Origin of the sequence: Geobacillus sp. GHH01 (assembly GCF_000336445.1) — a bacterium.
Taxonomy (GTDB): Bacteria; Bacillota; Bacilli; order Bacillales; family Anoxybacillaceae; genus Geobacillus; species Geobacillus zalihae.
Genome location: NC_020210.1, coordinates 337,886 through 362,792 on the forward strand (window position 1 = coordinate 337,886; position 24,907 = coordinate 362,792).

The 24,907-nt window shown below is 51.1% G+C and carries 22 protein-coding genes, 3 pseudogenes and 1 CRISPR repeat array; of the genes and pseudogenes, 13 read left to right on the forward strand and 12 right to left on the reverse strand.

What is annotated here, in order from left to right:
* Positions 1 to 14 precede the first annotated feature (14 nt).
* The 3 genes from cmr5 (at position 15) to GHH_RS01760 (ending at position 4,186) form a co-directional block, all read left to right on the forward strand.
* Positions 15 to 419, forward strand: a complete 405-nt coding sequence (cmr5, locus tag GHH_RS01750; protein WP_015373850.1) for a type III-B CRISPR module-associated protein Cmr5 — start codon at positions 15 to 17, stop codon at positions 417 to 419.
* A gap of 12 nt (positions 420 to 431) precedes the next feature.
* Positions 432 to 1,574: a type III-B CRISPR module RAMP protein Cmr6 gene (gene cmr6 / locus GHH_RS01755; RefSeq protein ID WP_015373851.1), complete on the forward strand. Its 1,143-nt coding sequence runs from the start codon at positions 432 to 434 to the stop codon at positions 1,572 to 1,574.
* A 180-nt stretch (positions 1,575 to 1,754) separates the two neighbouring features.
* Positions 1,755 to 2,850: direct repeats of the CRISPR family, unit length 30 nt; unit sequence GTTTTTATCGTACCTATGAGGGATTGAAAC.
* Positions 2,851 to 3,139: 289 nt separating this feature from the next.
* Complete coding sequence (locus GHH_RS01760) at positions 3,140 to 4,186, forward strand: P1 family peptidase (RefSeq protein ID WP_041470631.1); 1,047 nt, start codon at positions 3,140 to 3,142, stop codon at positions 4,184 to 4,186.
* 59 nt (positions 4,187 to 4,245) lie between these two features.
* Here the strand turns inward: GHH_RS01760 and GHH_RS01765 are convergent.
* The 4 genes and pseudogenes from GHH_RS01765 to GHH_RS01775 all read right to left on the reverse strand — a co-directional run.
* A pseudogene (locus GHH_RS01765) lies at positions 4,246 to 5,328 on the reverse strand (MFS transporter); the annotation flags it as partial.
* A 12-nt stretch (positions 5,329 to 5,340) separates the two neighbouring features.
* The gene (locus GHH_RS19355) at positions 5,341 to 5,478 is read right to left on the reverse strand and encodes a hypothetical protein (RefSeq protein ID WP_236612581.1); all 138 of its coding nucleotides are present in this window, start codon (positions 5,476 to 5,478) and stop codon (positions 5,341 to 5,343) included.
* Between the two features lie 233 nt (positions 5,479 to 5,711).
* On the reverse strand, positions 5,712 to 6,365 hold the full coding sequence (locus GHH_RS01770; RefSeq protein ID WP_015373853.1) for a PspA/IM30 family protein: 654 nt from the start codon (positions 6,363 to 6,365) through the stop codon (positions 5,712 to 5,714).
* The gene (locus GHH_RS01775; protein WP_015373854.1) at positions 6,325 to 6,849 is read right to left on the reverse strand and encodes a hypothetical protein; all 525 of its coding nucleotides are present in this window, start codon (positions 6,847 to 6,849) and stop codon (positions 6,325 to 6,327) included. Before GHH_RS01775 ends, GHH_RS01770 begins: the two co-directional genes overlap by 41 nt.
* A gap of 179 nt (positions 6,850 to 7,028) precedes the next feature.
* Between GHH_RS01775 and GHH_RS01780 the strand changes: the two genes are divergently transcribed.
* Positions 7,029 to 7,376, forward strand: a complete 348-nt coding sequence (locus GHH_RS01780; protein ID WP_015373855.1) for a hypothetical protein — start codon at positions 7,029 to 7,031, stop codon at positions 7,374 to 7,376.
* A 198-nt stretch (positions 7,377 to 7,574) separates the two neighbouring features.
* Here GHH_RS01780 and GHH_RS01785 read toward each other — a convergent pair whose 3' ends face one another.
* From GHH_RS01785 to GHH_RS01800, 4 genes are all read right to left on the reverse strand, one after another.
* Positions 7,575 to 9,884: a YhgE/Pip domain-containing protein gene (locus tag GHH_RS01785; protein WP_015373856.1), complete on the reverse strand. Its 2,310-nt coding sequence runs from the start codon at positions 9,882 to 9,884 to the stop codon at positions 7,575 to 7,577.
* Positions 9,885 to 9,958: 74 nt separating this feature from the next.
* Complete coding sequence (locus GHH_RS01790) at positions 9,959 to 10,528, reverse strand: TetR/AcrR family transcriptional regulator (RefSeq protein WP_015373857.1); 570 nt, start codon at positions 10,526 to 10,528, stop codon at positions 9,959 to 9,961.
* 175 nt (positions 10,529 to 10,703) lie between these two features.
* On the reverse strand, positions 10,704 to 12,113 hold the full coding sequence (locus tag GHH_RS01795; protein WP_371198460.1) for a sensor histidine kinase: 1,410 nt from the start codon (positions 12,111 to 12,113) through the stop codon (positions 10,704 to 10,706).
* Entirely contained in the window at positions 12,067 to 12,729 is a 663-nt protein-coding gene (locus GHH_RS01800; protein WP_015373859.1) for a response regulator transcription factor, read from the reverse strand. Before GHH_RS01800 ends, GHH_RS01795 begins: the two co-directional genes overlap by 47 nt.
* Positions 12,730 to 12,896: 167 nt before the next feature.
* On the opposite strand from GHH_RS01800, the pseudogene GHH_RS01805 reads away from it, so the two are divergent.
* The 3 genes and pseudogenes from GHH_RS01805 to GHH_RS01810 form a co-directional block, all read left to right on the forward strand.
* A pseudogene (locus GHH_RS01805) lies at positions 12,897 to 13,334 on the forward strand (PepSY-associated TM helix domain-containing protein); the annotation flags it as partial.
* Positions 13,335 to 13,357: 23 nt separating this feature from the next.
* On the forward strand, positions 13,358 to 13,543 hold the full coding sequence (locus GHH_RS17800; protein WP_081601547.1) for a hypothetical protein: 186 nt from the start codon (positions 13,358 to 13,360) through the stop codon (positions 13,541 to 13,543).
* A complete protein-coding gene (locus GHH_RS01810) occupies positions 13,524 to 14,729 on the forward strand; it encodes a S1C family serine protease (RefSeq protein ID WP_015373861.1) in 1,206 nt (401 codons plus the stop codon). The genes GHH_RS17800 and GHH_RS01810 overlap by 20 nt, the downstream gene beginning before the upstream one ends.
* Before the next feature lie 510 nt (positions 14,730 to 15,239).
* On the opposite strand, the gene GHH_RS01815 is transcribed toward GHH_RS01810, so the two are convergent.
* The 3 genes and pseudogenes from GHH_RS01815 to GHH_RS19360 form a co-directional block, all read right to left on the reverse strand.
* On the reverse strand, positions 15,240 to 15,458 hold the full coding sequence (locus GHH_RS01815; protein WP_015373862.1) for a DUF4277 domain-containing protein: 219 nt from the start codon (positions 15,456 to 15,458) through the stop codon (positions 15,240 to 15,242).
* Positions 15,459 to 15,946: 488 nt separating this feature from the next.
* Complete coding sequence (locus GHH_RS01820) at positions 15,947 to 16,384, reverse strand: DUF4871 domain-containing protein (protein ID WP_015373863.1); 438 nt, start codon at positions 16,382 to 16,384, stop codon at positions 15,947 to 15,949.
* 653 nt (positions 16,385 to 17,037) lie between these two features.
* Positions 17,038 to 17,256 (reverse strand): annotated as a pseudogene (locus GHH_RS19360) (insertion element protein); the annotation flags it as partial.
* A gap of 96 nt (positions 17,257 to 17,352) precedes the next feature.
* Between GHH_RS19360 and GHH_RS19285 the strand changes: the two are divergent.
* The 3 genes from GHH_RS19285 (at position 17,353) to GHH_RS01840 (ending at position 20,506) form a co-directional block, all read left to right on the forward strand.
* Positions 17,353 to 17,925 (forward strand): IS630 family transposase, encoded by a 573-nt coding sequence (locus tag GHH_RS19285; RefSeq protein ID WP_015373864.1) that lies wholly within the window; start codon positions 17,353 to 17,355, stop codon positions 17,923 to 17,925.
* A 737-nt stretch (positions 17,926 to 18,662) separates the two neighbouring features.
* Positions 18,663 to 20,051 carry a hypothetical protein gene (locus tag GHH_RS01835; protein WP_015373865.1) on the forward strand — a complete coding sequence of 463 codons (1,389 nt, stop codon included), beginning with the start codon at positions 18,663 to 18,665 and terminating at the stop codon, positions 20,049 to 20,051.
* 125 nt (positions 20,052 to 20,176) lie between these two features.
* Positions 20,177 to 20,506, forward strand: a complete 330-nt coding sequence (locus GHH_RS01840; RefSeq protein WP_015373866.1) for a DUF962 domain-containing protein — start codon at positions 20,177 to 20,179, stop codon at positions 20,504 to 20,506.
* 100 nt (positions 20,507 to 20,606) lie between these two features.
* On the opposite strand, the gene GHH_RS01845 is transcribed toward GHH_RS01840, so the two are convergent.
* A complete protein-coding gene (locus GHH_RS01845; protein WP_015373867.1) occupies positions 20,607 to 21,485 on the reverse strand; it encodes an Rpn family recombination-promoting nuclease/putative transposase in 879 nt (292 codons plus the stop codon).
* Between the two features lie 205 nt (positions 21,486 to 21,690).
* On the opposite strand from GHH_RS01845, the gene GHH_RS01850 reads away from it, so the two are divergent.
* The 3 genes from GHH_RS01850 (at position 21,691) to GHH_RS01860 (ending at position 24,839) form a co-directional block, all read left to right on the forward strand.
* Complete coding sequence (locus tag GHH_RS01850; RefSeq protein ID WP_015373868.1) at positions 21,691 to 22,227, forward strand: NfeD family protein; 537 nt, start codon at positions 21,691 to 21,693, stop codon at positions 22,225 to 22,227.
* A 21-nt stretch (positions 22,228 to 22,248) separates the two neighbouring features.
* Positions 22,249 to 23,769, forward strand: a complete 1,521-nt coding sequence (locus GHH_RS01855) for a flotillin family protein (RefSeq protein WP_015373869.1) — start codon at positions 22,249 to 22,251, stop codon at positions 23,767 to 23,769.
* 149 nt (positions 23,770 to 23,918) lie between these two features.
* Positions 23,919 to 24,839 (forward strand): diacylglycerol kinase, encoded by a 921-nt coding sequence (locus tag GHH_RS01860; protein WP_015373870.1) that lies wholly within the window; start codon positions 23,919 to 23,921, stop codon positions 24,837 to 24,839.
* Positions 24,840 to 24,907 lie beyond the last annotated feature (68 nt).

The window sequence follows — 24,907 nt, forward strand, 5'->3', positions numbered from 1 at the left end:
ACGGAGGAGGAGCCATGGAAACAAACGTGAAGCGTGTGGGGATTGAGAACGGGAGAGCCGCATTTGCGTTTCAAGAAGTGAAACAGGCAAAAGAACGATTGAGAGGAAGCTTCGAAAACTATCGTTCTTACGTCAAAAAAATGCCGTCCTTAATTCAAGTCAACGGTCTCGGACAAGCATTGGCGTTTTGTTTTCAAAAAGGGAAGGAATACAAGGCGATTTATCAATCCCTCGCAAAATGGATGAGGGAACAGTTTCCGGATCAATTTTCATCGGCAAACCAAGAACTCGTCGAGGCTGTCGTCAACTTATCGAGCGTTGATTACCGGTTATGGACGATGGAAGCCATGGCGCTGTTAGATTGGATGCGCAAGTTTGCCGACGGGATGGCGAAAGACGATGCAAAGGCGGCAGAGTAAGGAGGGGAGGGCATGCTTTTTCATCCAAAGGACACCCTAGAAGTCGTGCAAAAGGCCAATAAATCGATCGGGCATTTGGCGTACCATCTCCATTATTTTATTGAGCATCGGTGGAATGACCGTAAAAAAGTGTGGGAACCTTCGAAACAGTTGAAATCCGCCCCGATTCTCCCCGAGCTGAAAGAGGTTGGCGAGCAGCTGCGGGCGCAGCGAGAACAGGCCATGGTGGAATGGGCGCAAACAGGGGGAGTCAAGAAGCTGAAAGCCCGCCTCTCTGGCCGAATTGTCCACGGACTGGGCGCGGGGCATGTTCGCGAGACGTCATTGACGATCCACCCCGTGTACGGTCTTCCTTACATTCCTGCCTCCAGTCTGAAAGGCCTTGTGCGCCATTGGTTTATCGAGGCGTATTGCGAAGGGGACGAGAAACGGCTCGGCGAGCATGAAGATGGATGTGCGATTTTTGGGATACAAGACCATAAAGGACAGGTGCAGTTTTACGACATCTTTCTCATCGATGGATTGCGGTTGGAAAAGGATGTGCTCGCTGTACATATGAAGGAGTATTATGAGGGAAAAAACGCTGCGACAGATAATCAAAAACCTGTTCCCGTTTCGTTTTGGACGGTCATGGCTGCAGAGGTGGACATTTATTTAACGGCTCATGGCTTTCGAGACGATGAAAAAACTACCCGGTTGTTAGAGGCAGCATCGTTATATACCAAACAGGCGTTGATGGAATGGGGAATCGGTTCGAAAACATCTTCGGGATATGGCCGATTTTCTGAGGTGGACGATGTGACAGAAACGGAATTCCTCCCAATGGTGCAAAAAGAGCGCGCTCGTCTTGAGCGTCGAAAAATCGAGCAGGAAATGGTGGAGCGAAAGAGACGCGAGGAAGAAGAACGAGCAAGGCTGGCCCTCCTCTCCCCCGAAGAACGGTTGGTGGCCGAAATTGAACGGTTGACTGACAGCGAAACGGATAGGCAGCGAAGCAAGGATAGCCTTTACCAACAGGTGATCGAGCAGCAAAACAAACAAGCCGCCGTTGCGTTGCAGGCGTATTGGAAACGCATCGGAGAATGGGGAAAAGCCGTCAGCAAAAAGCAAAAGCAAAAAATGGACAAACTTCAACAACTGTTGGAGGAAAAGTGAGGGTCTTGCGATTGTCGTCGACCCCCAATCGTGCAAAAATCCCGGGGGATCGACGACAATGTTTTTTGCGCCAAAAATCCTACAGCCATCACGGCCGAACTGTATTGACAGAATTTTTGAAACGTGATATTCTGGAAACAACCCAAAGGGAAAAAGCTTGATTTGATGCGCATGGTTTGGGTTTTTATCGTACCTATGAGGGATTGAAACGGTTGTGGCTCGTTTGATCAATGAATAAGATATAAAAAGTTTTTATCGTACCTATGAGGGATTGAAACCCAATCATTGCATATAGGCCTTTTTCTTGGAATAGCGTTTTTATCGTACCTATGAGGGATTGAAACAAAGCTAAGTATACCGCGTCTTTAACATTTTTTATTTTTGTTTTTATCGTACCTATGAGGGATTGAAACACAGCTTTCATTTTCATTTAGCAACAACTCCTTGTGTTTTTATCGTACCTATGAGGGATTGAAACGCAAGAAAATGATTGAATACAAATCGACAGCACCCAAAGGTTTTTATCGTACCTATGAGGGATTGAAACAATTGACAATCATCTTTATTCATTCCTCCATTCATGTTTTTATCGTACCTATGAGGGATTGAAACTGTGCTTACTTTTAATTCCCTTTCTGAGTTAAACCACGTTTTTATCGTACCTATGAGGGATTGAAACATGAACAAAAGCGGTAAATAACGCTGTTTCTTCGTAGTTTTTATCGTACCTATGAGGGATTGAAACTGTTCCGGTTGATATTTTTCCTGCGCCCGTCTTTCGTTTTTATCGTACCTATGAGGGATTGAAACCAAGAAACCAAAGCGCTCGCTCCGAAACGAACGGGTGTTTTTATCGTACCTATGAGGGATTGAAACACCTGATAATCGTTAGTTGACGGGTTCATCGCTGCCATCGTTTTTATCGTACCTATGAGGGATTGAAACTCCATCCGATGAAGATGAATGTTGCGAAAGTTTTGGAGTTTTTATCGTACCTATGAGGGATTGAAACCGTGAGCAAACGTTTGAGGTGGTTGAGTGTGCAAGTTTTTATCGTACCTATGAGGGATTGAAACCAGCAACGATTGGGATTATGCAACGCGAGCGCAGGTTTTTATCGTACCTATGAGGGATTGAAACACGGCAAACCCTAGCGCTCCGCCAATCGCAGTGGCCGCCGTTTTTATCGTACCTATGAGGGATTGAAACGCAGAAAATGCCTTTTCCACTTCCGCCAACACTCTTTGTTTTTATCGTACCTATGAGGGATTAAAACTTATCCAACTCCCCGTCTTCCACACATATCTGAATCGCGTTTTCACCCACGCAATTTGGTGATCTTTTCTCCTCTTGTGCTGTCTTCGCTGGCAATGTGGAGATGACCCACCATCTTCCCTTGATCCTCGCCACGCGCAAAACTTCTTCTTCGTTCTGTTTTTCTCGCGGCAGCTTTGTTCGATGCGCTATACTTGGATAGAAGGAGCAACATTTGTTTGCTTCCGGATGGGCGTTTGTTTTTGCTTTTTCACGATGGGGGCAAGCAAAGGAAAGAAAGGGGAACGGTTATGCGCTGCAAGCTTCGCGATCTCGGTTTTTCCATCGGCACGCTTCCGGTGGGGAGGCGGAACCAAATCACCGATGTGCCTGGGGTAAAGGTCGGTCATGTGACGATTCGGGAAGAGATGGACGAACGGACGGTGATCCGCACCGGGGTGACGGCGGTGCTGCCGCATGGGGGCAACTGGTTTTTGGAGAAAGTGCCCGCGGCTTGTTTTGTGCTGAATGGGTTTGGGAAAACGGCTGGCCTTGTGCAAGTCGAGGAGCTTGGGACGATCGAGTCGCCGATTATGCTGACGAATACGTTCAGCGTCGGGGCGGTTTGGCAAGGGACGCTGGAATATATGTTGGAGGCGACGCCGGAGATTGGGGATGTGACGGGGTCGGTCAACATTGTCGTCGGGGAATGCAATGACAGCTATTTGAATACGGCGCGGGCGATGGCGGTGACGAAGGAGCATGCGAAACAGGCGATTGCCGCGGCGCGCGTCGAGATGGAAGAAGGGGCGGTTGGCGCGGGTACGGGGATGATGTGTTTCGGGTGGAAAGGGGGCGTCGGCAGTTCGTCGCGGATCGCGGGCGGGATGTATACAGTCGGGGCGCTGGTCGTGAGCAATTTCGGCCGGCGTGAGGAGTTGCGGTTCGTGCCGTATATGCCGCCGTCGTTCGATGAACGGGATGTGCCGCCTGGGTCGATTATGATGATCGTCGCGACTGACGCGCCGCTTGATGCGCGGCAGTTGAAGCGGCTGGCGCGGCGGGCGGCGGTGGGGCTCGGGCGGACGGGAAGCTGCGTCCATCACGGGAGCGGCGACATTGTCATTGCGTTTTCCAATGCTTATACCATTCCCCATTTTTCGGATTCTGCTCTTCAACCGTTCCCTCCGCTCGTCCGTGATGACGCGCCGCTCATGAATGAACTGTTTCAGGCGGCGATTGAGGCGACCGAGGAAGCGATTTGGAATTCGCTTACGATGGCTGAGACGACGACCGGGCGCAACGGGCGGGTGGGGGAGGCGATTCCGTATTCGTTGCTTCGACGGATGGGAGAATGAGCGAAAACGGCCTGAAAGGGATTCCTCTCAGGCCGTTTTTCATTGCCTTGGCCGCGCTGTCAGTGGCGGATGTGAAGGCGGTGCGCCCAGGCGGCGATTTTTTCTTTCATGTCTTCACGCCATGCGCGGTCGTGGGTGGTGGATCCGACCAAAGCCCCTGTGGCGATGAGGAGCAGCCCTGACAAGGCGAAAATGGCCGAAATGGATGCGAATCCTGCGATGGCTCCCGCTGCCGTCGGACCAGCGAGGTTGCCGAGAAAGCGGGAGCTGGCTGTGACGCCGAACACGCGGCCTTGGATGCGGCGCGGGCATTGCGCGTTGATCAGCGCTTGAAGGGCAGGCCATACCCCGCCGACGACAAGCCCTTGCAAGAAGCGCCAGACGTACAATTCATAAAGATGGTCCGTCCATACTTGCGGCAAGGCGAACAGGCCGGAGAGCAGAAGCAACATCGGCAGTGTTTTCTCCTGCCCGATCCGGTCGCCGAGCTTGCCTAAATACGGCGCGCCGATGATCGTGGCGATTCCGGTGATCGAGGAGGCGAGCCCTGATAGAAATGCGAGATTGCGAGAATCGCCGACGAGCGACTGGACGAAAATCGTCATCATCGAGTTGACGCCAAGAACGGCGATTTGCACGAGAAAGGTGGCGACAAACAAGATGACGAGCGGCCGATGGGCGAATACTTCTTTGAAACTGGCATGGCGCTCTTGCGTCTGCGGCGCGACGGGGTCTTTGTCGAGCCAAAAGACGACAGGAAGCAATGTCGCCAAAATGCAAAACCCGGTCACGAGAAACACCGGGCGGAAGCCGAACCAATCGGATAAGGCGCCGCCGATGAGCGGCCCGATGATGTTGCCGGCGATGCTTCCCGTCTGCAGCGTCCCGAGCGCCTCGCCGCTATGGTCTTTTGGCACGACGCGCGCCAAGTACGAAAACGAGACGGTGATGAATCCCGAGAAAAAGCCGACCAAAAAGCGAAGAACAAGCAGCGCCATCGGCGAATGGGCGAACGCCATGCAGCTGGTGATCAGCCCCATGCCAATCCCTGCACGGATGAGGTTGGCGCGCTGGCCGTACTTGTCGGCGAACATGCCCCAAATCGGCGCCATGATGGCCGCCGACAAAAACGTCGCCGAAAAGACAAGACCGGTTCAGACGCTCAACGAATGGTGCTCGGTGACGCCCATTTCCCACAACAGCAGCGACAAAAACGGAATGACCATCGTCATTCCCGCCGACACCATGAAATTGCACAGCCAAAGGATGCGGACGCTTCGTTTCCAGTTCAAGGCAGGTCATCTCCTGTATTCTTTCGTCTCTCTAATTAATTTTAGCACGATGGAAAAACAAAGGAAACGATTTTGCTTATCAATGGGGCAAGACCATGGCATCGGGCATCGTTCAGGCTTGTCGCGGGCTGCATGTGCTTTTGGCCGCCGCTTGTCCAAGGGAGCGAAACAAACGAATCCCCCTTGCCAACTCGGCAAGGGGGTGATCTATGTCAAAAGGGGGGAGGGGAAAATTAGGCGTTATGCGCTTGGGCGTCTTTCCATTTCGCCAGTTCACGTTCCACTTCTTCGTCAAACGGCAAAGGGGACAACACGGCGTTCGTTCCGAATCGGGCGGCTGCCGCTTCGGCTTCTAACGCGATGACGCGCTCTTCCATGCGGGCGAATCCGCGCAGCGCCTCGTCGGCGGAAAAGGAGGCGAGCGCCGAGTCGATTTGCTTCAACGCTTGCGCGGCGTTAACGCGGGTAGCGAGCTCCAGCTGCTTAGCTGCGAGCTCGTCGTACCGCTCGCGCAGTTGGTTTAGACGGTTGGCGACTTCGGCTGTTTTCGCTTTGATGGCGTCGTATTGTTGTTTGTACGCCTCCAGCTTTTTCTCATACAACAGCTTGTCGCGCAAGGCGAGTTTGGCGACGGCTTCTTCGTTGCGCTCGAGCGCCAGTTTCGCTTGGCGGCTCCGTTTTTCAATCGTCGCCTCCGCTTGGGCGATGAGCGTCTCATAGCGCCGCTCGGCGACCCATTGCTGGGCGAGCGCCTGGCGCCCTCGTTCGAGCTGTTCTTCAAGTTCGCGCAAATATTGTTTCGTCATGGCGACAGGGTCTTCCCAGCGGTCGATTTGTTCGTTCACTTCAGCGAGAACGATCGTCTTCATTCGGCGAAAAATGCCCATTTGTTTGTGCCTCCTTTTGAATCGTTTTTTCCCATTCATCAAGCCAATCGGCGGAAACGGATGGCGCCGCTGGCATCAACGCCTCAACAGCAGATGGTTTGCGCGCTTGACGCCGCCCCGAGGCGTACACCGCGGCCAGTGCAAGCAAAATCAACACCCATTTCGGCAGGAGCGCCGCAATCCCTACAGCGACGAGCACCCAGCCGATCCAGCGCTTCGACCGCGCCGCGGCGAGCCATACGGCCCCGACGGCGGCAAGCAAAAGAGGAATGAGCCACTTTAGGAACAACATCGGCATCATCCAGCCATCGCGCCGCTCCATGATGAACTCCCGATGGGGATGACCGAATCCGCCCGGCATGCCGTCAAACGGAGCGCCCGGACGCCCGTGCGCCATCACTTCATGCGGAGCGAGAACGTGAAACAGGCTGACCCCCGCGAGAGCGACAAAGGCGAGCAGAAACACCGCTCGAGCTTTTTTCAATCTCGTCACCTCCTTTTGTGTGGTGGACTGGCTTACGGTTTGTATTGTAGAAGGGGAAGGAGAAAATTAGGTGAAAAGCGAATGTTTTTTGAAGGGGTTTTGAGCATATCATCCATTAGGGGGGAGCTGCGAGATGAACGGTGATGTTCGCATGACATGACGGGGGAGGAAGGAAAGACGTGGTTCGGTCGTATGGGGTTGATGTGGGCGGCGCTTTGTTGGTGTTGTTGTTTTCCTTTTTGTTTCCGACGTTTTATGTTGGATATTATGCGTACGGCTCGTTTTTGGGGTTTGCCATCGGTTCGTTGATCGTCGGCTTGGCGAGAATTCGATGGCATCCGCAGGCGCGGTTCGGCGGTACTCTGATCGGTTCGTTCCTCATCATCGCGGTGTCTGTCCTCATCATCCGCCTGTTTCCGATCGAAATCCGCGATGTCGGAGACTTGGTTATGCAGTATATCAACGCGGTTGTGAATGCGTTGATATATTTGGCATTCTCCACGCCCTCCACCTGTTGCATCGCCTGAAGCAGGGCGACGTTCCGTTTGCGAAAAAACGCTGAAGCGGCTCATAACGTCTGTCTCACCGTTCAAGAATCATTAGTTGAAATGTGAGGAAGAACATGAAAAACTGTTCTCCATCATTGTCCCTTGCATCAGAGAGAAATCATGAAAGAATGATAACGATGGCAAGGGTCGATAGAAAAAAACAAGCTTCTGAAGCAATTACGCTTCAGAAGCTTGTTCGACGGCCGTGGCAAATTGGCGGCGATGTTGGATAGTCAAATAAACGAGTGTTCCCATCATCATGGCAACAACAAATAGAAGCAGCTTGCCGATGTTTTCCCACATAAACGAGAAATCACCGCTTGAGATGACCGCTTTCAATCCGAAAACCGAATACGTCATCGGAAGCCATGCGTTAAAGTGTTGCAACGAGCGTGGAATCAGTTCGAGCGGGAATGTTCCCGCGCTTGTTGTCAATTGCAAAATCAGCACGACAATCGCGATAAATCTTCCTGGATCGCCGAACACGGTAACAAGAAATTGAATGACAGATAAAAATGTGATGCTAGTGACAATGCTAAACACGATAAAGAGCGGGACGCTTTTTACGTGTAAATCGAGTCCAACCAGCAACACGACATCCGCCAGCAGTGCTTGCAAAATCCCGATGCCGATCAAGATGCCGAATTTAGCCAAAAACCAATGCAATGGTGAACGCGGAATCTCCGCTGGTTCGCGAAGCGGAAAGACGATGGAAAGCAACAGCGCTCCGACAAACAATCCAAGTGATAAGAAGTACGGCGTAAACCCTGTTCCGTAGTTCGGCACTTTATTGATTTCTTCCTTGTGGAGATTCACTGGTTGGGCAAACATGTCGTAGACAGCCTTATTGGCTTTGACATCGCTTGCTTGTTCGGCTCCTTCTTTCAATTTATCCGCCAATTCTTTCGAGCCGTCTGTCAGTTGGTTGACACCATCTTGCAAATGTTTTGTCCCGTTCGTTAATTCCTTCGTTCCAGCCGCTACTTGTTGTGAACCGTCCCTCAACTGGCGCGTACCATCTTGAAGCTGATCCGCTCCTTGAGCCAATGTTTGCAGGCCTGAAGAAAGTGTTCCACTGCCATGGGCAAGCTGGCTTGCTCCTTGTGCAGCTTCTTGCATTTTGTCATACATTGTTTTCATGCCGCTGACGAGTTGTTCTTGGCCATTCGCCAGTGCGTCTGCGCCATTGACAAGTTGTTGTTGACCGGCAAGCAGTTCATCGACTCCGCGATCGAGAGCGATGTGCCCTTCATGCAGCTGTTGGGCTCCTTCGTGCAAAGAAGAGGCTCCAGAGTGCAACGATTGGGCGCCGCTATTTAACTGCGCAAGGCCGTTTTCGACTTGCTGGCTTCCCGATGATAGTTTCATGATTTGTTCTTTTAATTGCTCATATACGGCTCTCTGTTGCGCTTGAGGAGTTGTCTTGATGAGCACGTCCAGCTGCGCGCCCAACTGCTCAAGACCGCTTGTGATTTGGGCCGCACCTGTGTGAACTTGTTCGGCTCCTTCCTGCCACTGAGCCAATGAAGCTGTGAGCTTTGCTGCTCCATCGCTCAATTGTTCAGATCCTTGCAAAAGCTGCGGAGTGCGGGCGTCGAGCGCTTGCATTCCCTCATATACGCGTCTTGTCCCTGAAGCAAGATTCGCTGCTCCTTGCTGAGCCTGCTTTGCTCCGGAGAGGAGTTTCTCTTGCCCAGCGGTCATCTGTTTCATCACGTTGTAAAGCGCTTCGGACCCGGTTTGAACTTGCAATGAGCCACTGGCAGCTTGGTGCAGTCCGTCAGTAAAGCTCACGGATTTTTCCGCGAGTGTCGCTAAATGGTGATATAACGTTTCAGTTCCGTCTTGTGCTTTTTTCATGCCATCATACAGTCGGTTTGTTCCGTCTTGTGCTTGGCTGAGTCCGTCATGCAGTTGTGCGGCTCCGTCGCTCGCGTTTGTCAATCCGTCAGCGACAGTTTGAATCGTATCAAACATGCTTTCGGCATATGTTTCTGTTATGGCGTTCGCTACTTCGTTTTTTATTTTTTCAACTGCAGTTTCGCCGATTTGTGCCGATAGAAAGTTAAATCCCTCATTCGGTTTGTAAATGAGCTGCAGTTTTTTCGGATGATCGTCTTGCAGCGTTGTCGCATTCCGGGAAAAATCGTCAGGGATTTGAATGAGCATATAATACTTTTGTTCTTTTAACCCTTTTTCCCCTTCATGTTCGGTTACAAAATGCCAGTCAAACTGCTTGTTCTCTTTTAACTTTTCGACAAGATCTTCCCCAAGATGAATCTCTTTGCCGTTGAGAACCGCCCCTTTGTCTTGGTTGACTACAGCGACGGGAAGTTCATCCAAATGATCGTATGGATCCCAAAATGCCCATAGAAACATGCCGCTGTATAGAAGAGGGATGAATAATACAGCTATGACAGGAATCAGCACTTTGCGGTTGGACAGAATGGCCTTCCATTCTTTTAACCATAATTGAAATGCGTGCATGCCCGAACCTCCTTTGTTTATAATTCTGACTGATTTGTCCATTTAGTCATTTCGCTCCAAAAAGAGAAGGATTATCATGGAGACAATCCTTTCAGCAAATACAGATCAAACAGTTCGGCAATGGTTTGTTGAGACAATGGTTCGTGATCTTTTTCCCATTCAATGCTTAATGCGATGTACATTTTAAACATGAAAAATGCCGTTAACTCTGGATCGCAAGAGCGAATGTCCCCTTTTGCCATCGCTTCTTCAATTTTTTCGCGAATATAGGCAATCATTTCGCGATCAAGGCGTTTCATCACATCTCGTACAGCTGCGGTGCCAATATCCCGCATTTCTTGCAAAAGTTTGATGGTTAATTCATGTTCTTGACGGAATGTAAAAATACGCTGCAAGGCGCGTTGGACGTTTTCGCTGAACGGCAAACGATCATCCATAGCCGCATCCGCTTCATGCTTAATTTCGGATATAACAGAGGAAACGATATGGTCAAGCAGCTCTTCTTTGCTTTTGAAAAATGTATAAATCGTTCCTTTGCCGACATTAGCTATCTTCGCTACTTGATCCATTGTCGTTGCTTTGTAGCCGAACAGCGAAAATGATTGAGTGGCGGCATCAATAATTTGTTGTTTTTTATCCGACATGGGCATTCATCCTTCATTTTTGACTAAATGGACAATTTGGTCATTACGTTTTGAATCATAACATGAATATGTTCGGTTTGCAACAGCAACAAAGTATGATGTTTCGTTTTTCTCACTCAACGGCACGTTCTGTTAGGGGAAGGAAGCCTTCGCCTTACTGTTTTGCCCCCTGGATTTAGCGAGGAAGACGAACAAGAAATTCGGTTCCTTTCCCGATTTGACTATGGACGTGGATCGCGCCGCCGTGGGCGTCGACGATCCATTTGGCGATCGACAGCCCGAGGCCGTGGCCGCCTTGTTGGCGCGAGCGCGCTTTGTCGACGCGGTAAAAGCGGTCGAAAATGCGGCCGATGTCTTCCGGCGGGATGCCGATGCCGGTGTCTTTGACGGAAAGGAACACGTGCTTTGGCTCGGTGCGGATCGACAGCGTCACCTCGCCGCCTTCGGGGGTGTATTTGATCGCGTTGTCGAGCAAAATGTACAACAGCTGCGTCAATTTGTCCGGGTCAGCGGTGACGAGCGCTTGCTCGGGAGCGTGAAAATGCATCGTAATCTGTTTTTTCGCCGCCAGTTCCGACATGAGCTGGAACGTGCGCTCGGCGTGCGGGCGGAAATCGAACGTTTGTTTTGAAAGCTCCAGCGCGGCGTGTTTCGCATCCGCGCGGGCGAGCGTCAACAAGTCGTTCATCAGTTTCGTGATTCGCTTCAATTCGTCACGCAGGCGGTCGAGCAAGCGGCGGGCGAAGTCGTTTTTCATCACATCCTCCTCAAGCGAAAGCGCCTCGACGGACGAGAAGACGACGCTGAGCGGCGTCCGCAGCTCATGAGAGGCGTCGGCGACGAACTGGCGCTGCCGCTCGTACGCTTCTTCAATCGGTGCGAGCGCGCGCTTGGACATAAAGAAGCTGAGCGCCACGCCGACGGCAAGAAACAAAACGGCCAAGCCGATGAGCACAATGAGCAGCCAATGGAACACGCCGAAAAACGACGTGACGTCCATGCCGATATACAGCATGCCCACGAAATCGCCGTGGATGACGAGCGGGTGGGCGGCGGCGAGCACGCGCCAGTCGCGGGCCGCTTCGCGCGCGAGGCCGGGCATATGTTCCGGCAAAGAGACGCTCATGTAGACGGGAGCGCGCTCATTTGCCTTGAGATGGGACAAGGCGTTTAAAAAATACGGACGCAGGCGCGGATGCACTTCATCCCCGGCGAGCAGGCCGCCGTTTGGGCCGATGACGTAAAAAAAGAGTTGGTCTTCGCTTAACAAAATGACATTTTCATCATCAAACAAGTCGAAGTTGCTTTGCTTGAGCAGCACTTGTTCGATCGTATTCGCCTCTTGCTCGGCGAGGCGGCTGATGCGCCGCTCTTGGTCAGAGGTAGCGATCCAGTAAAACAAGGCAGCGGCGATCATGACAAACAAGGCGAGAAACAAGGTGAAAATGCCGCTGTAGAGCGCTGTGAGCCGCCAATGGGCGCGGCGGAACAAGTCGGCGCTTCCTAAGCGGCGCAGCCAGTCGCGCCATTCCCTCCAGTTATTTTTCAATTTTATACCCCACTCCTCGAACGGTTTGGATGACATCGTCTTTCAACTTTTTGCGCAATAATTTGATCGTCGCGTCGATCGTTTTCATTGACACATCGGCATCCCACCCCCAAACGCGGTCCAATATCGTTTCGCGCGGCACGACTTGCCCTTGGTTTTGCACGAGCAAATCGAGAAGCTGAAACTCGCGTGGAGTGAGGAAAATCTCTTCATCGCCGCGATGGAGCGTATGGCTTGTCCGGTTTAAGGTGAAGCCGTGAAACGCCACTTTTTCCTCTTGAAGCGGGACGAACGTGCGCCGGGCGAGCGCCTTGAGCCGCGCGACGAGCTCGTCGATTTCAAACGGTTTGACCAAGTAATCGTCCGCTCCCGCCTCAAGCCCGGTGACGCGGTCATGGACGGCGTCTTTCGCCGTCAACATCAAAATCGCGCCTGTGTAGCCGTTTTGCCTCAACCGTCGACAAATGTCCACCCCATCGCCGTTTGGAAGCATCCAATCGAGCACGACGACATCGTAAAACTCCGCCATGGCGTAATCGTACGCATCTTCGCCTTCCTGCACCCAATCGATATGGTCGATCCCTTTCTTTTTCAATAAGTGAACGATCAGCTCCCCTAGGTGAAGATCGTCCTCGGCCAGCAAAATTTTCATCGCCATTCCTCCCGTTCTGTCTCTCTTCCTTCTTAATCATATCAAATCGTTCGTGAAAAAACGGTGAAAACGCAGCCCATTCGCCGCGCAGAAGGCTGTTCTCTCAAAAAGAATTTTCACCATTTTTTCACCTTCCTTGGCTATCATGATGGACGAAGAGGAAAAGGAGGCAAACGGCGATGAGGAAAATGAGGAATTTGCATCTTTGGATTGGGCTGATCAGTTCGATCTTTTTGCTTGTTGAGGCGGTGACGGGGCTCCTTCTATCCGAGCCGTGGCTGATCGGCCAGACGGAGCGCGGCGAGATGCACCGCGCCGCGCAGGAAAGAATGAACGCGTTCGGGGCGGGGCAGACGTCGGGAGCGGGGGCATCTACGGCCCCGATGGCACCGCGCGCCGAGGGAGGCGGATCGTCGCTCATGATGTTCGTCCGCCAGCTGCACGAAGGGAGAATCGGTTCGCTTGACATCCGCTGGGCGGTTGATGTCGCGGCGGTGGCGATGATCATTTTGACTGCGACGGGGATTTTCCTGTCGATCCGCACGCTCGCAGCCGGGCGGAGGCGGAAGCAGAAGCGGATGACGCCAGCGCCGGAGACGACATAACGTATGCAGAAAGGGATGAAACGATGCATCGGAACAATCGGAGGAAACAGTGCCGCTGGTCCTCCCTTTATGCGAGACCGATCGATGTCGGTGGCATCGTCGTATTTCGCCCGCCATTTCACTGCTTGGCGGCCATTCGCTCGAAGATGCTGCATATTCCATCATGGATCATGAAGGAGGAGATGACCCATGGACATGATGCCATTTGAACCAACCCCAACGCCAGAACCGAAACGCCGCGGCCGCTTCGTATCGTGGCTCGCCGCTTCCGTCGCAGGGGCGGTGATTGGGAGCGCGGCGACGTGGTATGTGGCGCCGAAATGGATGCATGAAGAAACGAATTCCCAAACGGAAACAGCGGAAACGACCGCAAAAAGCGAGGCGCTGCCGCTGCAGCCGACGGCGAACGTCAACACGAACATGATCGCCGCCATTAATAAAGTGGCCGATGCGGTCGTCGGCGTCGTCAACATTCAGAAGCAAGTGGACTTTTTCTCTGATCAAGCGCAAGATACCGAAGCGGGAACGGGGTCGGGCGTCATCTTTAAAAAAGACGGCGATGCGGCCTACATTGTGACGAACAACCATGTCATTGAAGGGGCGAACAAAGTCGAAGTGGCGCTCGCGAACGGGAAAAAAGTGAAAGCCGAGATCGTCGGCGCGGATGCACTCACCGACCTCGCCGTCTTGAAAATCCCTGCTGAAGGGGTGACGAAAGTGGCGAGCTTCGGCGACTCGTCGAAGGTGAAAATCGGCGAGCCTGTCGCGGCGATCGGCAACCCGCTCGGCCTTGACTTGTCGCGGACGGTGACGGAAGGGATCGTCAGCGGCAAACGGACGATGCCTGTTTCGACGTCAGCGGGGGATTGGGAAATCGACGTCATCCAAACGGACGCCGCGATCAACCCGGGCAACAGCGGTGGGGCGCTCATCAACAGCGCGGGGCAAGTGATCGGCATCAACAGCATGAAAATCGCCGAAACGGGCGTCGAAGGGCTCGGCTTTGCGATCCCAAGCGAAAACGTCAAACCGATCGTCGAACAGCTCATGAAAGACGGGAAAATCAAACGCCCGTACCTTGGCGTACAGCTCGTCGATGTGGCCGATTTGTCCGATGACGTCCGCACGGATGAACTGAAATTGCCGTCCGACGTGACAGATGGTGCAGCCATCACGTCCGTCGAACCGTTCTCCCCAGCCGCCGAGGCCGGATTGAAATCGAAAGACGTCATCACGGCGATCAACGGGGAGAAAATCGACAGCGTCAGCGCCTTGCGCAAATATTTGTATACGAAAACATCGGTGGGCGACCGGATTAACGTGACCGTCTACCGCGACAGGTTTGAGACAACGGTTTCCGTCACGCTTAAAGCGAGAGAAAACAGTCAATCGTAAGAAGCAGCGTCTCTTTTCCGCCCAATCGGCGGAGAAGGGGCGCTGTTTTTACGTTTGGCATTCCGACCATGTATATCGGCTTGTCCGCTGCTTGTTCATGGAATGCCGCTGTTGGTCTGTTTGTTTCGCTATAGTGAACTACCCACCACCTACGCTTCGCTTAGAGGTGGGGGCTTCAAGCGACTTGTGTGTGTTCGCTGAACGGTAAGCCACACACAAGAACCCTTTACGCTTCCCTTCGTTCCGAAGGTGTCCGTTCTAGCCATATTCTATCCTATTCGTTGGCTAACGCCAACCGACATTCATCTCCCACTTTCACTGGTGCTGGCGCACCTTCACGTTTAGAAGTAGGAGACTTCTTTCGGAGGGAAGTTAAAGAAGGATTGTGAAACTGAAAAATAGAAGAATATGAAGAGCGATACATTTTCTTTTCTTATCGACAGGCTGTTCCGAGATGGATAACACTCCCTAGGTTTTTCAGATAAGGTGGTAAAGCATTCATATCCTAACTCACATTTCGCATCCTAACGGGGTAGAAAGAAAGGATTTTTTACGGCCGCTCAAGATATCCAGAGTGATCAGGCTGACGATATCGCTGGTTCGGGTTTGGCGTTGGCGATCCACCGGAACCAGCCGGTCAATCAGCTGGGGGAGGCCAAGATCCTTGAAGATGGCGTTTATGATAGTCAAATAGGAACGTTCATCAATCGCACGAATGCGAACGTCCATGGTGTGGAAACTCCTTTGCTTTCCTTGTGCACCAAGGATCGATTCGGCATGGGGACGAAAAAATCCTCCCGATGTTGGTCGAGAGGGTGCGAAATGTGAGTCGTTACTATTTTTGTATTTGTGGAGATGATAAAGTCTTCATTATCGTGGCGTTTACATGAATTCTTGAAACACAAGAAAGGGGATGCCCTATCCTAAAGGGTTCCGTTTTGAGGTGCAAAAACAAAAAAATGGTCGAAAATGACACTATTTTTGACAAATCAATTAGCATTCAATTAAATTAAAAAGCAGGGTAATTGCTAACGGATTCACATTAGGAAGGGAAAATGTTAAATAATACATCAAATAGCAAGGTAATTAGCAATACATTTAAACAAAAATAACAATATAAATCGCAAAGAAAAACGCTCAGATTTTCATTCTGAGCGTTTTTAATACTTATTAGTGTTTCTTATTGAACTGAAGATTCCCATTAATTAAAGAAATGTTTAGTTCTTAACCTCAACAACAAATTCATCAAAAAATTTATTGTCGATAAACACTTTAATTTTCCACAGTCCTGGCGAAGGGAAAGATACTTGCGAACGAGCATGTCCTTGAATTTCTTTATCTTTCGGCGTTAACTTTTCATCTTTAAACAGGATTGGATTGATTTCCTTATTGGTAGTTTGGTGAACAGCCTTTACTTCCCATTCTTTATAAGAAATATCCTCCGAACCCCAAAAATGCCACATCCACTTTTGTCCTTTTCCTGCTTTTACTTCACCACCGATGATGCCTATTTTTCCTTCCTTACCAAACATTTCACCATAGTCCGTAGAGAACGTTGGACTAACTTTCCATGTTTCTTCAGCTTTCTCTACATTATTCGAACAACCTACCAAAAGAAGCAAAAATAAAAGAATACAAGAAATAAATCGTTTCAATGTTTCTCCCCCTATCTTCATTTATAAAAGACGAATAAAATGGTGAGTTTGTTTCTTTATTTATTGAACTAATCTTGTTAATACAATGACTAATTTATTTTAAATCAGCCAATTTCCCTCCTGTCATAATCTCAACCAAGAGAGCCGAGTTTTCTTTTGTTAATTGAGCATATTGACCATCTCTTTTGACAATCTCTAATTTGTCTTTATTAGGGCTAATCCAAACATCTTAAGTTACTGATTTTGCTTCAATGGATTAATCTTTAGTAACAATTTGAAAGGTAAACGTGCCATTTGCACTTCAGCATTTTCCCAATCAGTATCATTTAGTATTTTATTTAACTGTGAAACTTTTTTATTATGAGTGATTTCTTTAGAACCCCCCATCAACAAAAATCACAATTTTTTGTTCTTTGTTTTTTATTTCACTTGCACATCCCGTTACTACAAACAAAAACACTATCCACTAAAGAAAATAAAGCCCTAATTTCCAAATGATTCCCCCCTTTTCTAATTAGACGCTAATTTATCTTTTAGAGTTTCGTATTAAAAAAATTAACAGAACCCATAATATCAACAGAGCTATTTAATATATATTTAACATTAAATACCAAATTCCCTTTAAAAAATCACCCTAATATCCATAGGGCGATTTACTTAAAATAAATGATGTCATTCATGGTGAATTGTCGGTCGGTCATTCCAAGTCTTTGTGCAGGTGTCAGTTTCTTATCATCAAATGATTTATAAGGCAGACAAAAATTATAAAATGTGCGAAGAATCGTTAACGCATATTGAGCGTATTTCGGATTGCAATTGGAATAAATATAACTTTTTCCATCTCCTCTTGCTGTTACAAGAGGTCTTTCTATATACATGCTCATTGAAAAGTTAACCTTCGCATAAGCGGTGCCCACTCCGGTTATACTGTCCCTAAGGAAAAGTATGGAAAAGGAGCGGAATTCTGCATGAAACGTCTCAAAATCACCAACGATCACGGATGGACACCTCGGACACTTCGCAAACAGGAACGGAAAATCAAAAACACCCTTCTTCGCCAACGGGTGATGGCCGTTCGCCTCGTCATGGAAGGCTATTCGGGCAAAGAAGCGGCCTCCATGGTCAACGTGTGCCGACAAACCGTTTCCCATTATGTGTCGCTGTTCAACGAAGGCGGCCTTGAACTCCTGCTTCATCGGGATTTCGCCCCCGGGCGGGAGCCGTTTCTCACCGAAGAACAGCAGGAAAAGATCAAACAGCTTGTGTTGACCACCACTCCCGCCGAACTGGGCTGGGACGTCGCCTCGGCGTGGAACACCAAACTCCTGCAATCCTATGTCGCAAAGCAATTCGGTGTTTCCATTTCCCGCGAAGCGCTGCGAAAACTCCTGCACCGCAAAGGGCTGTCGTGGACACGACCGACGTACACACTGGCGAAAGGGAACCCGGATGAGCAAAAGCAATTGGAAAAGCAAATGGATCTGATCAAAAAACTTGATCACCAAGGACACAGAAGATGCCGTTCTTCTGTACATCGATGAAACCCATATCCGCTCTTACCATGTCTTGCGGTCCACATGGTCAGAAGTCGGCCGCCAAAAACAAGTGCCGACGTTCGGCCATCATGCCCACGTATCGCGGTTTGGCGCGGTCAACATCCACGATGGCGAAACGGTGCTTCATCAAACGACTGCCGTGCCAATGCCGCGACGTTCTTGAATTTCTTGAGAATGCTCAAAGAGCGCTATCCAGACCGTCTCATCGTCTTGGTGTTGGATCACGCCCGCATTCAGCTTGTGGAAAAGGCTGAAAGACACCGTGATCGCCAATGTGTTTCACAAACATCGAAACGATATCGTCCAGGCCATTGCTCGGTTTGTGGACGACATCCACGAACGTCCGCAGGAAGTGCTGCAACGCTTAGGGTGTGCAGGATGACTGAGAAGTTAACTCTTCATGTTGCATGTATATAGAAATTAGGTATTGATTCTCAAGTGCTAAACATAACAAAAGCGAACTGACTGCAGCTGAGCGGGCATGATCCCAAAAATGGAGGAGATCCCGTTCTAAGAGTTACGTCCTTCTGTGTTCCCACACTCTTTCCCGCAACTTGAAAACACAATTCATTATGAAGGGGAGCTTTGTGGGTGCAGGCCAAATGTGTGTTGAACTTGAACAGCCGCTCCCTCACAGAGGAAGGGAACATCGTTCTAACAGGAAGGAACTCTTTTGGTTCTCATCGAATATGGCCATCACTACGGATGAAAGGGGATTTGAAATGGGCCCGAGTGCGCCGCTATGGATGTCCGTGTTGTACTACATTATGTGCATAGCCACCTTGATTGTCGGTATGGCGATGCTGGTGAAAGGAACGGTTCGCCGCTTGTATTCGCTCGTTGCAGTGATCGCAGTGCCGCTCTTTTTTCTGAACAATTTTCACACCATCGCCAGGGTCGGCGTCGATCCGTTCGCCTACTGGCAGCAATCCCTCATCGAGGGGCAATGGTGGGCGTGGCTGTCGCTTGCGTTGTTTCTTTACATCGTCTGGTATTGGGGATGGCTTGTCCAACGCATAGGAGGCCAAAAGGAAGGACGGTCCTGGTGGAAGCGGCAACAATGGATATGGGTGGTGCTGGCGGCTGCCGCGCCTGTCATTGTGTATGGGGTGCAGAGTTTGGATGATTCCGTCGTCTCCTCAGTGAGGACGTATGAGCCGTCTGAGAGCCGCTCGGCGAACGAACCGCTTGGACGCATCTTCTTTTTGTATTCTCACCCGTTTGCGCGAGATTCGTATATCGTGGAGGCGGATGGACTGCACGTGCGCAACGTGGTGACGCTAGAAGCTGCTGGGGTGTCCCAGCTTTCGCGTGGTTCATCAACGAAGGAACTGTTGTTGTGGTCAGATTATACGGGACGGCATGTCTATCGACTGAATCGAGACACATGGACATTGGTCGATCAAGAAGCGGTCTCCAGCCCTCTTTCGTTTGCCTCGATGGAGGGCGAATGGGAGATTCGTTCACTGAATCAAGATGTCAACACTCATAAACTAGAAGTCCGGAAAGGGGGAAAATTGCTATTTTCGAAGCGGTTTCCTCCTTACATTCTTCAAGTTTTGCGTGCAGAGCCGCATTTCTATGTGTTTGCTGATGCGATGGAACAGGAGCACGGTGTATTGTATGTGTTGGATCAGCGCGGTTCCGTAGTGAAGGAAATTTCGTTGCCTACGTCCTTCGCGCGCTCCATGGCGGTCTTTCACGGCCGCCTTGTCATCGCCACGAAACCTCGCCTCACCATCGTGGATCCGCATTCATGGCGAGTGGCCTATTGGGGCATGGGGCAAGAAGAGACGCAGTTCGATCAGCTTTACGTGAAGGGAGACACGCTGTGGGTGAGCTATGTCCAGAGGGGAAAGTCAGGATGGCTTGCGCTGAACGATCAGTTTAAGGTGATGAAGAAGCATGAGCTGCCGTTGGTGTATTGGGAAGCGCGGTTTTACGGCGACTATGTGTATGCATTGTTTGAGCCGCAGGAGGGGAACAAGGCGGACTATGCAGGAGAAATGAACATTTTCCATCTTCGTACAGGCCAACTTGCCGCCAAGTTTACCGTGCCGAAGCAAAAGCACAACTTGCAGACATTTCAGGTGATGGATGAAATACAATAGGAGTAGGGGATAACGATAGGTCCGAGCATGCCGTTATGGATGTTGATTGGATACTGGGCTGTCGGCATCGCCACGTTCATCGCTGGCGTGGCGGCGCGCCGCATCCGTCGAAGGGGGAAAGGGAGATGGGATTCCGCGATTATGAAGAGTTTTGGCCCTTTTATTTGACCCAGCACCGCAAACCGGCGACGCGGAGATGGCATTTTGCCGGGACGAGTTTTGTCTTTTTGTTCGTGATCATCGCGATCGTGACGAGGAACGCGTGGTGGCTGCTCGGCGCTCCAGTGGCCGCCTATGCGCTCGCCTGGTTCAGCCACTTTTTCATTGAAGGAAACAAGCCCGCCACCTTCGGCCATCCGTTTTGGTCGCTTCGGGCCGATTTTCGCATGTACGGGCTCATGCTTACGGGGCAGCTTGGGCGGGAGTTGGAGCGGCTGGGGATTTCAGAGGAATAAAGCGAAGAACGATGAAAAGACCTTCTCCCTGAAGATGTTTCAAAGTTCGAAGGAGTGGGGGCGGCCATTCGAATGATTCAGGGAGAAGGGGGTTGCCTTCTCATGGCTTCAATTGTTCAATCGTTTCTAGCGGCAGTCCGGTCAGTTCATGGATCGTGTCAGCATCAAATCCTTTTGCCAACATTCGTTTCGCAACATCCAACTTTGCTTTCTCCATTCCTTTCTCTATTCCTTTTTCCATTCCTTTTTCCATGCCTTTCTGTTCGTATGACACGATAAGTTCCATGACTTTGGCAGCCTCCTTTTCCTCCACGGTCTTCACCTCATCTCGCAGTCGGACTTCTTCTTCCTCCGATAACCGCAAATACGTTTCGAAAAAGCCGAACAACAGACGCTGTCTCGCCTCATCGAGCTCAAGGCGGGTGAGCATGCGCAAAAATTCCTTTTTCACTTCCACCTTCTCCTCTTCATTATACCCCATTTTGCTTAACAGGGCGGCAGCGACCGGGTTGTCATGGCGGATGTATGTGCGCCATGGGAGTTTGGACAATTCCACCGTCAAAAAACGGAAATCGAGAACGGTCAAAAACGGAAACGAAACGGTGAATGAAGATGGTTCATCGCGGATGGCATCATAGCTGAAGATGGCGATCGGAAGAATGCGGCGGCGGTGTTTTTGAAACAAGCGGCTGAAATAAATGAACATTCGCTCTGAAAACGAGGATTGGATGTAGCTTTGATGTTCGATGTGGACGACGATCAGTCCATCTTCTCCTCTCAGCTTCGTCTCGACCAATAAATCGACTCGATGTTTTTCACCCGCGGTGACATCGGTCAGCACTTCTTCTGATAAAAAGGAAAGGTAGTGAAAGTCAATCTGTTCGTGTACGTGAGGAAAGAAGAGGAGAACAAATTCTTCAAAAAAGGTGCTCAACAACTCTTTAAACAGCCGATCGTGGTCAATGCGCGTTTCTGACATGGTCTTCCTCCCGATATGTTTTTAGATTCGCATAGCTTGATTCGCCTTGCACTATGCAAAATCCTGCCGGTCTCCCTGCATTTTTTCTGCTGTTAGAAGAAGGAAATCAGGGAGGATTGTCGAATTTTGATGACATTGGAAAAATGATGAAACCAACGGCTGCCCTCGCCGTATGTATAAGCGAAGGGGAAAGGAGGGAGGGGAGTTGTTCAGCCATTCGCCTGAAGTTGTGTACGGATGGGTGCTTGTCGTCAGTGCGTTGTTGACGGTTTTGTATTTTTTCTTCAGCGATGTGCTTGACGGTTTGTTCGATGTGGCTGATCATCCGCTGTTCAGTCCGCAGCTAGTTTTATCGTTTTTCATTGTTGGCAGCGCGGTCGGATTGCTGGCGGAATGGTACACAGACTGGGCATCGAGCTTGGTTCTATGGCTTGCCATCGGCGCGGCGCTCGTTGTCGTGTTGCTGTTGCACTTTTTCGTTTTTTTGCCGCTCCGTTCGGCTGAGGCGTCACTTGGGTATACGGACGCCGATTTGGAGGGAACGCTCGCCAAAGTGATCATCCCGGTGCCGCCTGATGGGTTTGGTGAAATTCTCATCTCCCGCAAAAGCGGGGCGGTGGCGAAACCAGCGAAAAGCCTCCATCGCGAGGAAATCGCTGCGGGGGAAGAAGTCGTCATCGTGCAAATGGAAAACGGCATCGCCGTGGTGGAGAGGCACGATCCGTATCAGCTTTCTATCTAACATAACGAAAGGGGAAATGTCATGACTGTTGCACCATGGTTGATTGTCATTGGCGTCGTCGTCCTGCTTCTTGTCGGACTTATTGCCATTTTTATCGCCCGCTACCGCACCGTCGGGCCGGACGAGGCGCTCATTGTGACGGGCAGCTACTTAGGAAGCAAAAACGTTCATGTCGATGAATCGGGAAACAAAATCAAAATCGTCCGCGGCGGCGGCACGTTCGTCGTGCCGATTTTCCAACAGGCTGAGCCGCTGAGCCTATTGTCGATCAAGCTTGACGTGCAAACGCCCGAGGTGTACACCGAACAAGGCGTGCCCGTGATGGCGGACGGGGTGGCCATTATTAAAGTCGGCAGCTCAATCGGCGAAATCGCGACCGCGGCCGAGCAGTTTTTAGGGAAAACACGCCAAGATATGGAAAACGAAGCGAAAGAAGTGCTCGAAGGCCATCTCCGTTCCATTCTCGGGTCAATGACTGTTGAAGAAATTTACAAAAACCGCGACAAGTTTTCGCAAGAAGTGCAGCGTGTCGCGTCGCAAGATTTGGCGAAAATGGGGCTCGTCATCGTCTCGTTTACGATCAAAGACGTGCGCGACAAAAACGGCTACCTTGATGCACTCGGGAAACCGCGCATCGCCCAAGTGAAGCGCGACGCCGACATCGCAACAGCCGAGGCGGAAAAAGAGACGCGCATCAAGCGCGCCGAAGCGGACAAGGAAGCGCGCAAAGCCGAGCTCGAGCGGCTGACGGAAATCGCCGAAGCGGAGAAAATCAACCAACTGAAGCTCGCCGAGTTCCGCCGCGAACAAGACATCGCCAAAGCGCGCGCCGACCAGGCGTATCATTTGGAGGAAGCGAAGGCGAAACAAGAAGTGATGGCCCAACAAATGCAAATCAAAATCATCGAGCGGCAAAAACAAATCGAGCTCGAAGAAAAAGAAATTTTGCGCCGCGAGCGCCAATACGACTCGGAAGTGAAGAAAAAAGCCGATGCCGAGCGCTATGCGATCGAACAAAAAGCGGCGGCGGAAAAGGCGAAACAAATCGCCGAAGCCGATGCGCAAAAGTACCGCGTCGAAACGCTGGCGAAAGCGGAAGCGGAGCGCGTCCGACTCGACGGGTTGGCAAAAGCCGAGGCGGAGAAAGCGAAAGGGGAAGCGGAAGCGGAAATCATCCGACTGAAAGGCCTCGCCGAAGCGGAAGCGAAACAAAAGATCGCCGAAGCGTTCGAGCGCTATGGCCAGGCTGCGGTGCTCGACATGATCATCAAGATGCTTCCGGAGTATGCGAAACAAGTGGCGAGCCCGCTTGCGAACATCGAGAAGCTGACGATCGTCGACACCGGCTCAGGAGCGGGAGGCGGCGCCAACCGCGTCACGGGCTATGCGACGAACTTAATGGCGAGCTTGCAGGAGACGTTGAAAGCGTCAACGGGCATCGATGTGAAGCAGCTGCTCGAGAGCGTCGCCCAGGGTGGAGCGGCCCATGTCCAGCCGCTCGGTGCGCCAGCATCGTCCCAAGAGGCGAAGACAACAGAATGATGCCTATCCTCCCACAGCGCCCTTCGCTTGAACCCGAGGGCGCTGTTTCTCGCCGCCTTGTTCACGACATTCGTCGGAGTTGCGCATGAAGCGTTGTTTCGTTATGATGGGAACGGGTGGAATGGAAAAAAGGAAGTAGGTTGAGAATAATGAAACGAGCTCGAATCATTTATAACCCGACATCAGGGCGGGAGCTGTTTAAGCGCCATTTGCCTGATGTGCTCGTGCGGTTGGAAAAGGCGGGCTATGAAACGTCGTGCCACGCCACCGAAGGGCCGGGGGATGCGACGGAAGCAGCGCGCCAGGCCGTCCTGCGGGAATTTGATCTCGTTGTCGCCGCAGGGGGCGACGGAACGATCAATGAAGTCGTCAACGGCATCGCCGATCAGCCGCATCGGCCGACACTGGGCGTCATTCCCGTTGGGACGACGAACGATTTCGCCCGCGCCATCGGCGTGCCCCGTTCGATTGAAGGGGCGTGCGACGTGATCGCCACGGGCGAGCCCGTCCCGATTGACATCGGCTGTGTGACGAACGAAGACAAAACGCGCTATTTCATCAACATCGCGGGCGGCGGGCGCCTGACCGAGCTCACCTACGAAGTGCCGAGCAAGCTGAAAACGATGCTTGGCCAGCTCGCCTATTACTTGAAAGGGATCGAGATGTTGCCGTCCATCAAGGCGACCGAAGCGCAAATCGAGTATGACGGCAAACTGTTCGAAGGCGAGATTATGATGTTTTTGGTTTCGCTCACGAACTCGGTCGGCGGGTTTGAAAAACTGGCACCCGATTCATCATTGAATGACGGCCTGTTCGATTTTATCATCGTCAAGAAAACGAACTTGGCCGAATTCATCCGCCTTGTCACCCTCGCGGCGCGCGGCGAGCACATCAACGACCCGCACGTCATTTACACGAAAGCGAACCGGGTAAAAGTGCACTCGCCGATGCAGCTGAACTTAGACGGCGAATTCGGCGGCATGCTTCCAGGGGAGTTCGTCAATTTGCGCCGCCATATTGACGTATTGATGCCAAAAGAAAAGGCAGAACAAGTGAGAACAGGAAGATAAGCCTGTTCTTTTCTTATGCCTTTCCCCTATAAAGGGCACGCTACATATACAGAGGAACGGCAGAAAGG

What these genes read in the sequence shown, in the direction of transcription:
- GHH_RS01840 (WP_015373866.1), top strand. Translation starts at nt 20,177, where the DNA reads ATGGGATTCCGCGATTATGAAGAGTTTTGGCCCTTTTATTTGACCCAG.
- GHH_RS01810 (WP_015373861.1), top strand. Translation starts at nt 13,524, where the DNA reads ATGGACATGATGCCATTTGAACCAACCCCAACGCCAGAACCGAAACGC.
- GHH_RS01860 (WP_015373870.1), top strand. Translation starts at nt 23,919, where the DNA reads ATGAAACGAGCTCGAATCATTTATAACCCGACATCAGGGCGGGAGCTG.
- GHH_RS01855 (WP_015373869.1), top strand. Translation starts at nt 22,249, where the DNA reads ATGACTGTTGCACCATGGTTGATTGTCATTGGCGTCGTCGTCCTGCTT.
- GHH_RS01760 (WP_041470631.1), top strand. Translation starts at nt 3,140, where the DNA reads ATGCGCTGCAAGCTTCGCGATCTCGGTTTTTCCATCGGCACGCTTCCG.
- GHH_RS01815 (WP_015373862.1), bottom strand. Translation starts at nt 15,458, where the DNA reads ATGGACGTTCGCATTCGTGCGATTGATGAACGTTCCTATTTGACTATC.
- GHH_RS01835 (WP_015373865.1), top strand. Translation starts at nt 18,663, where the DNA reads ATGGGCCCGAGTGCGCCGCTATGGATGTCCGTGTTGTACTACATTATG.
- GHH_RS01770 (WP_015373853.1), bottom strand. Translation starts at nt 6,365, where the DNA reads ATGGGCATTTTTCGCCGAATGAAGACGATCGTTCTCGCTGAAGTGAAC.
- GHH_RS01785 (WP_015373856.1), bottom strand. Translation starts at nt 9,884, where the DNA reads ATGCACGCATTTCAATTATGGTTAAAAGAATGGAAGGCCATTCTGTCC.
- GHH_RS01845 (WP_015373867.1), bottom strand. Translation starts at nt 21,485, where the DNA reads ATGTCAGAAACGCGCATTGACCACGATCGGCTGTTTAAAGAGTTGTTG.
- GHH_RS01795 (WP_371198460.1), bottom strand. Translation starts at nt 12,113, where the DNA reads ATGTCATCCAAACCGTTCGAGGAGTGGGGTATAAAATTGAAAAATAAC.
- cmr5 (WP_015373850.1), top strand. Translation starts at nt 15, where the DNA reads ATGGAAACAAACGTGAAGCGTGTGGGGATTGAGAACGGGAGAGCCGCA.
- GHH_RS01800 (WP_015373859.1), bottom strand. Translation starts at nt 12,729, where the DNA reads ATGAAAATTTTGCTGGCCGAGGACGATCTTCACCTAGGGGAGCTGATC.
- GHH_RS01790 (WP_015373857.1), bottom strand. Translation starts at nt 10,528, where the DNA reads ATGTCGGATAAAAAACAACAAATTATTGATGCCGCCACTCAATCATTT.
- cmr6 (WP_015373851.1), top strand. Translation starts at nt 432, where the DNA reads ATGCTTTTTCATCCAAAGGACACCCTAGAAGTCGTGCAAAAGGCCAAT.
- GHH_RS17800 (WP_081601547.1), top strand. Translation starts at nt 13,358, where the DNA reads ATGCATCGGAACAATCGGAGGAAACAGTGCCGCTGGTCCTCCCTTTAT.
- GHH_RS19285 (WP_015373864.1), top strand. Translation starts at nt 17,353, where the DNA reads ATGAAACGTCTCAAAATCACCAACGATCACGGATGGACACCTCGGACA.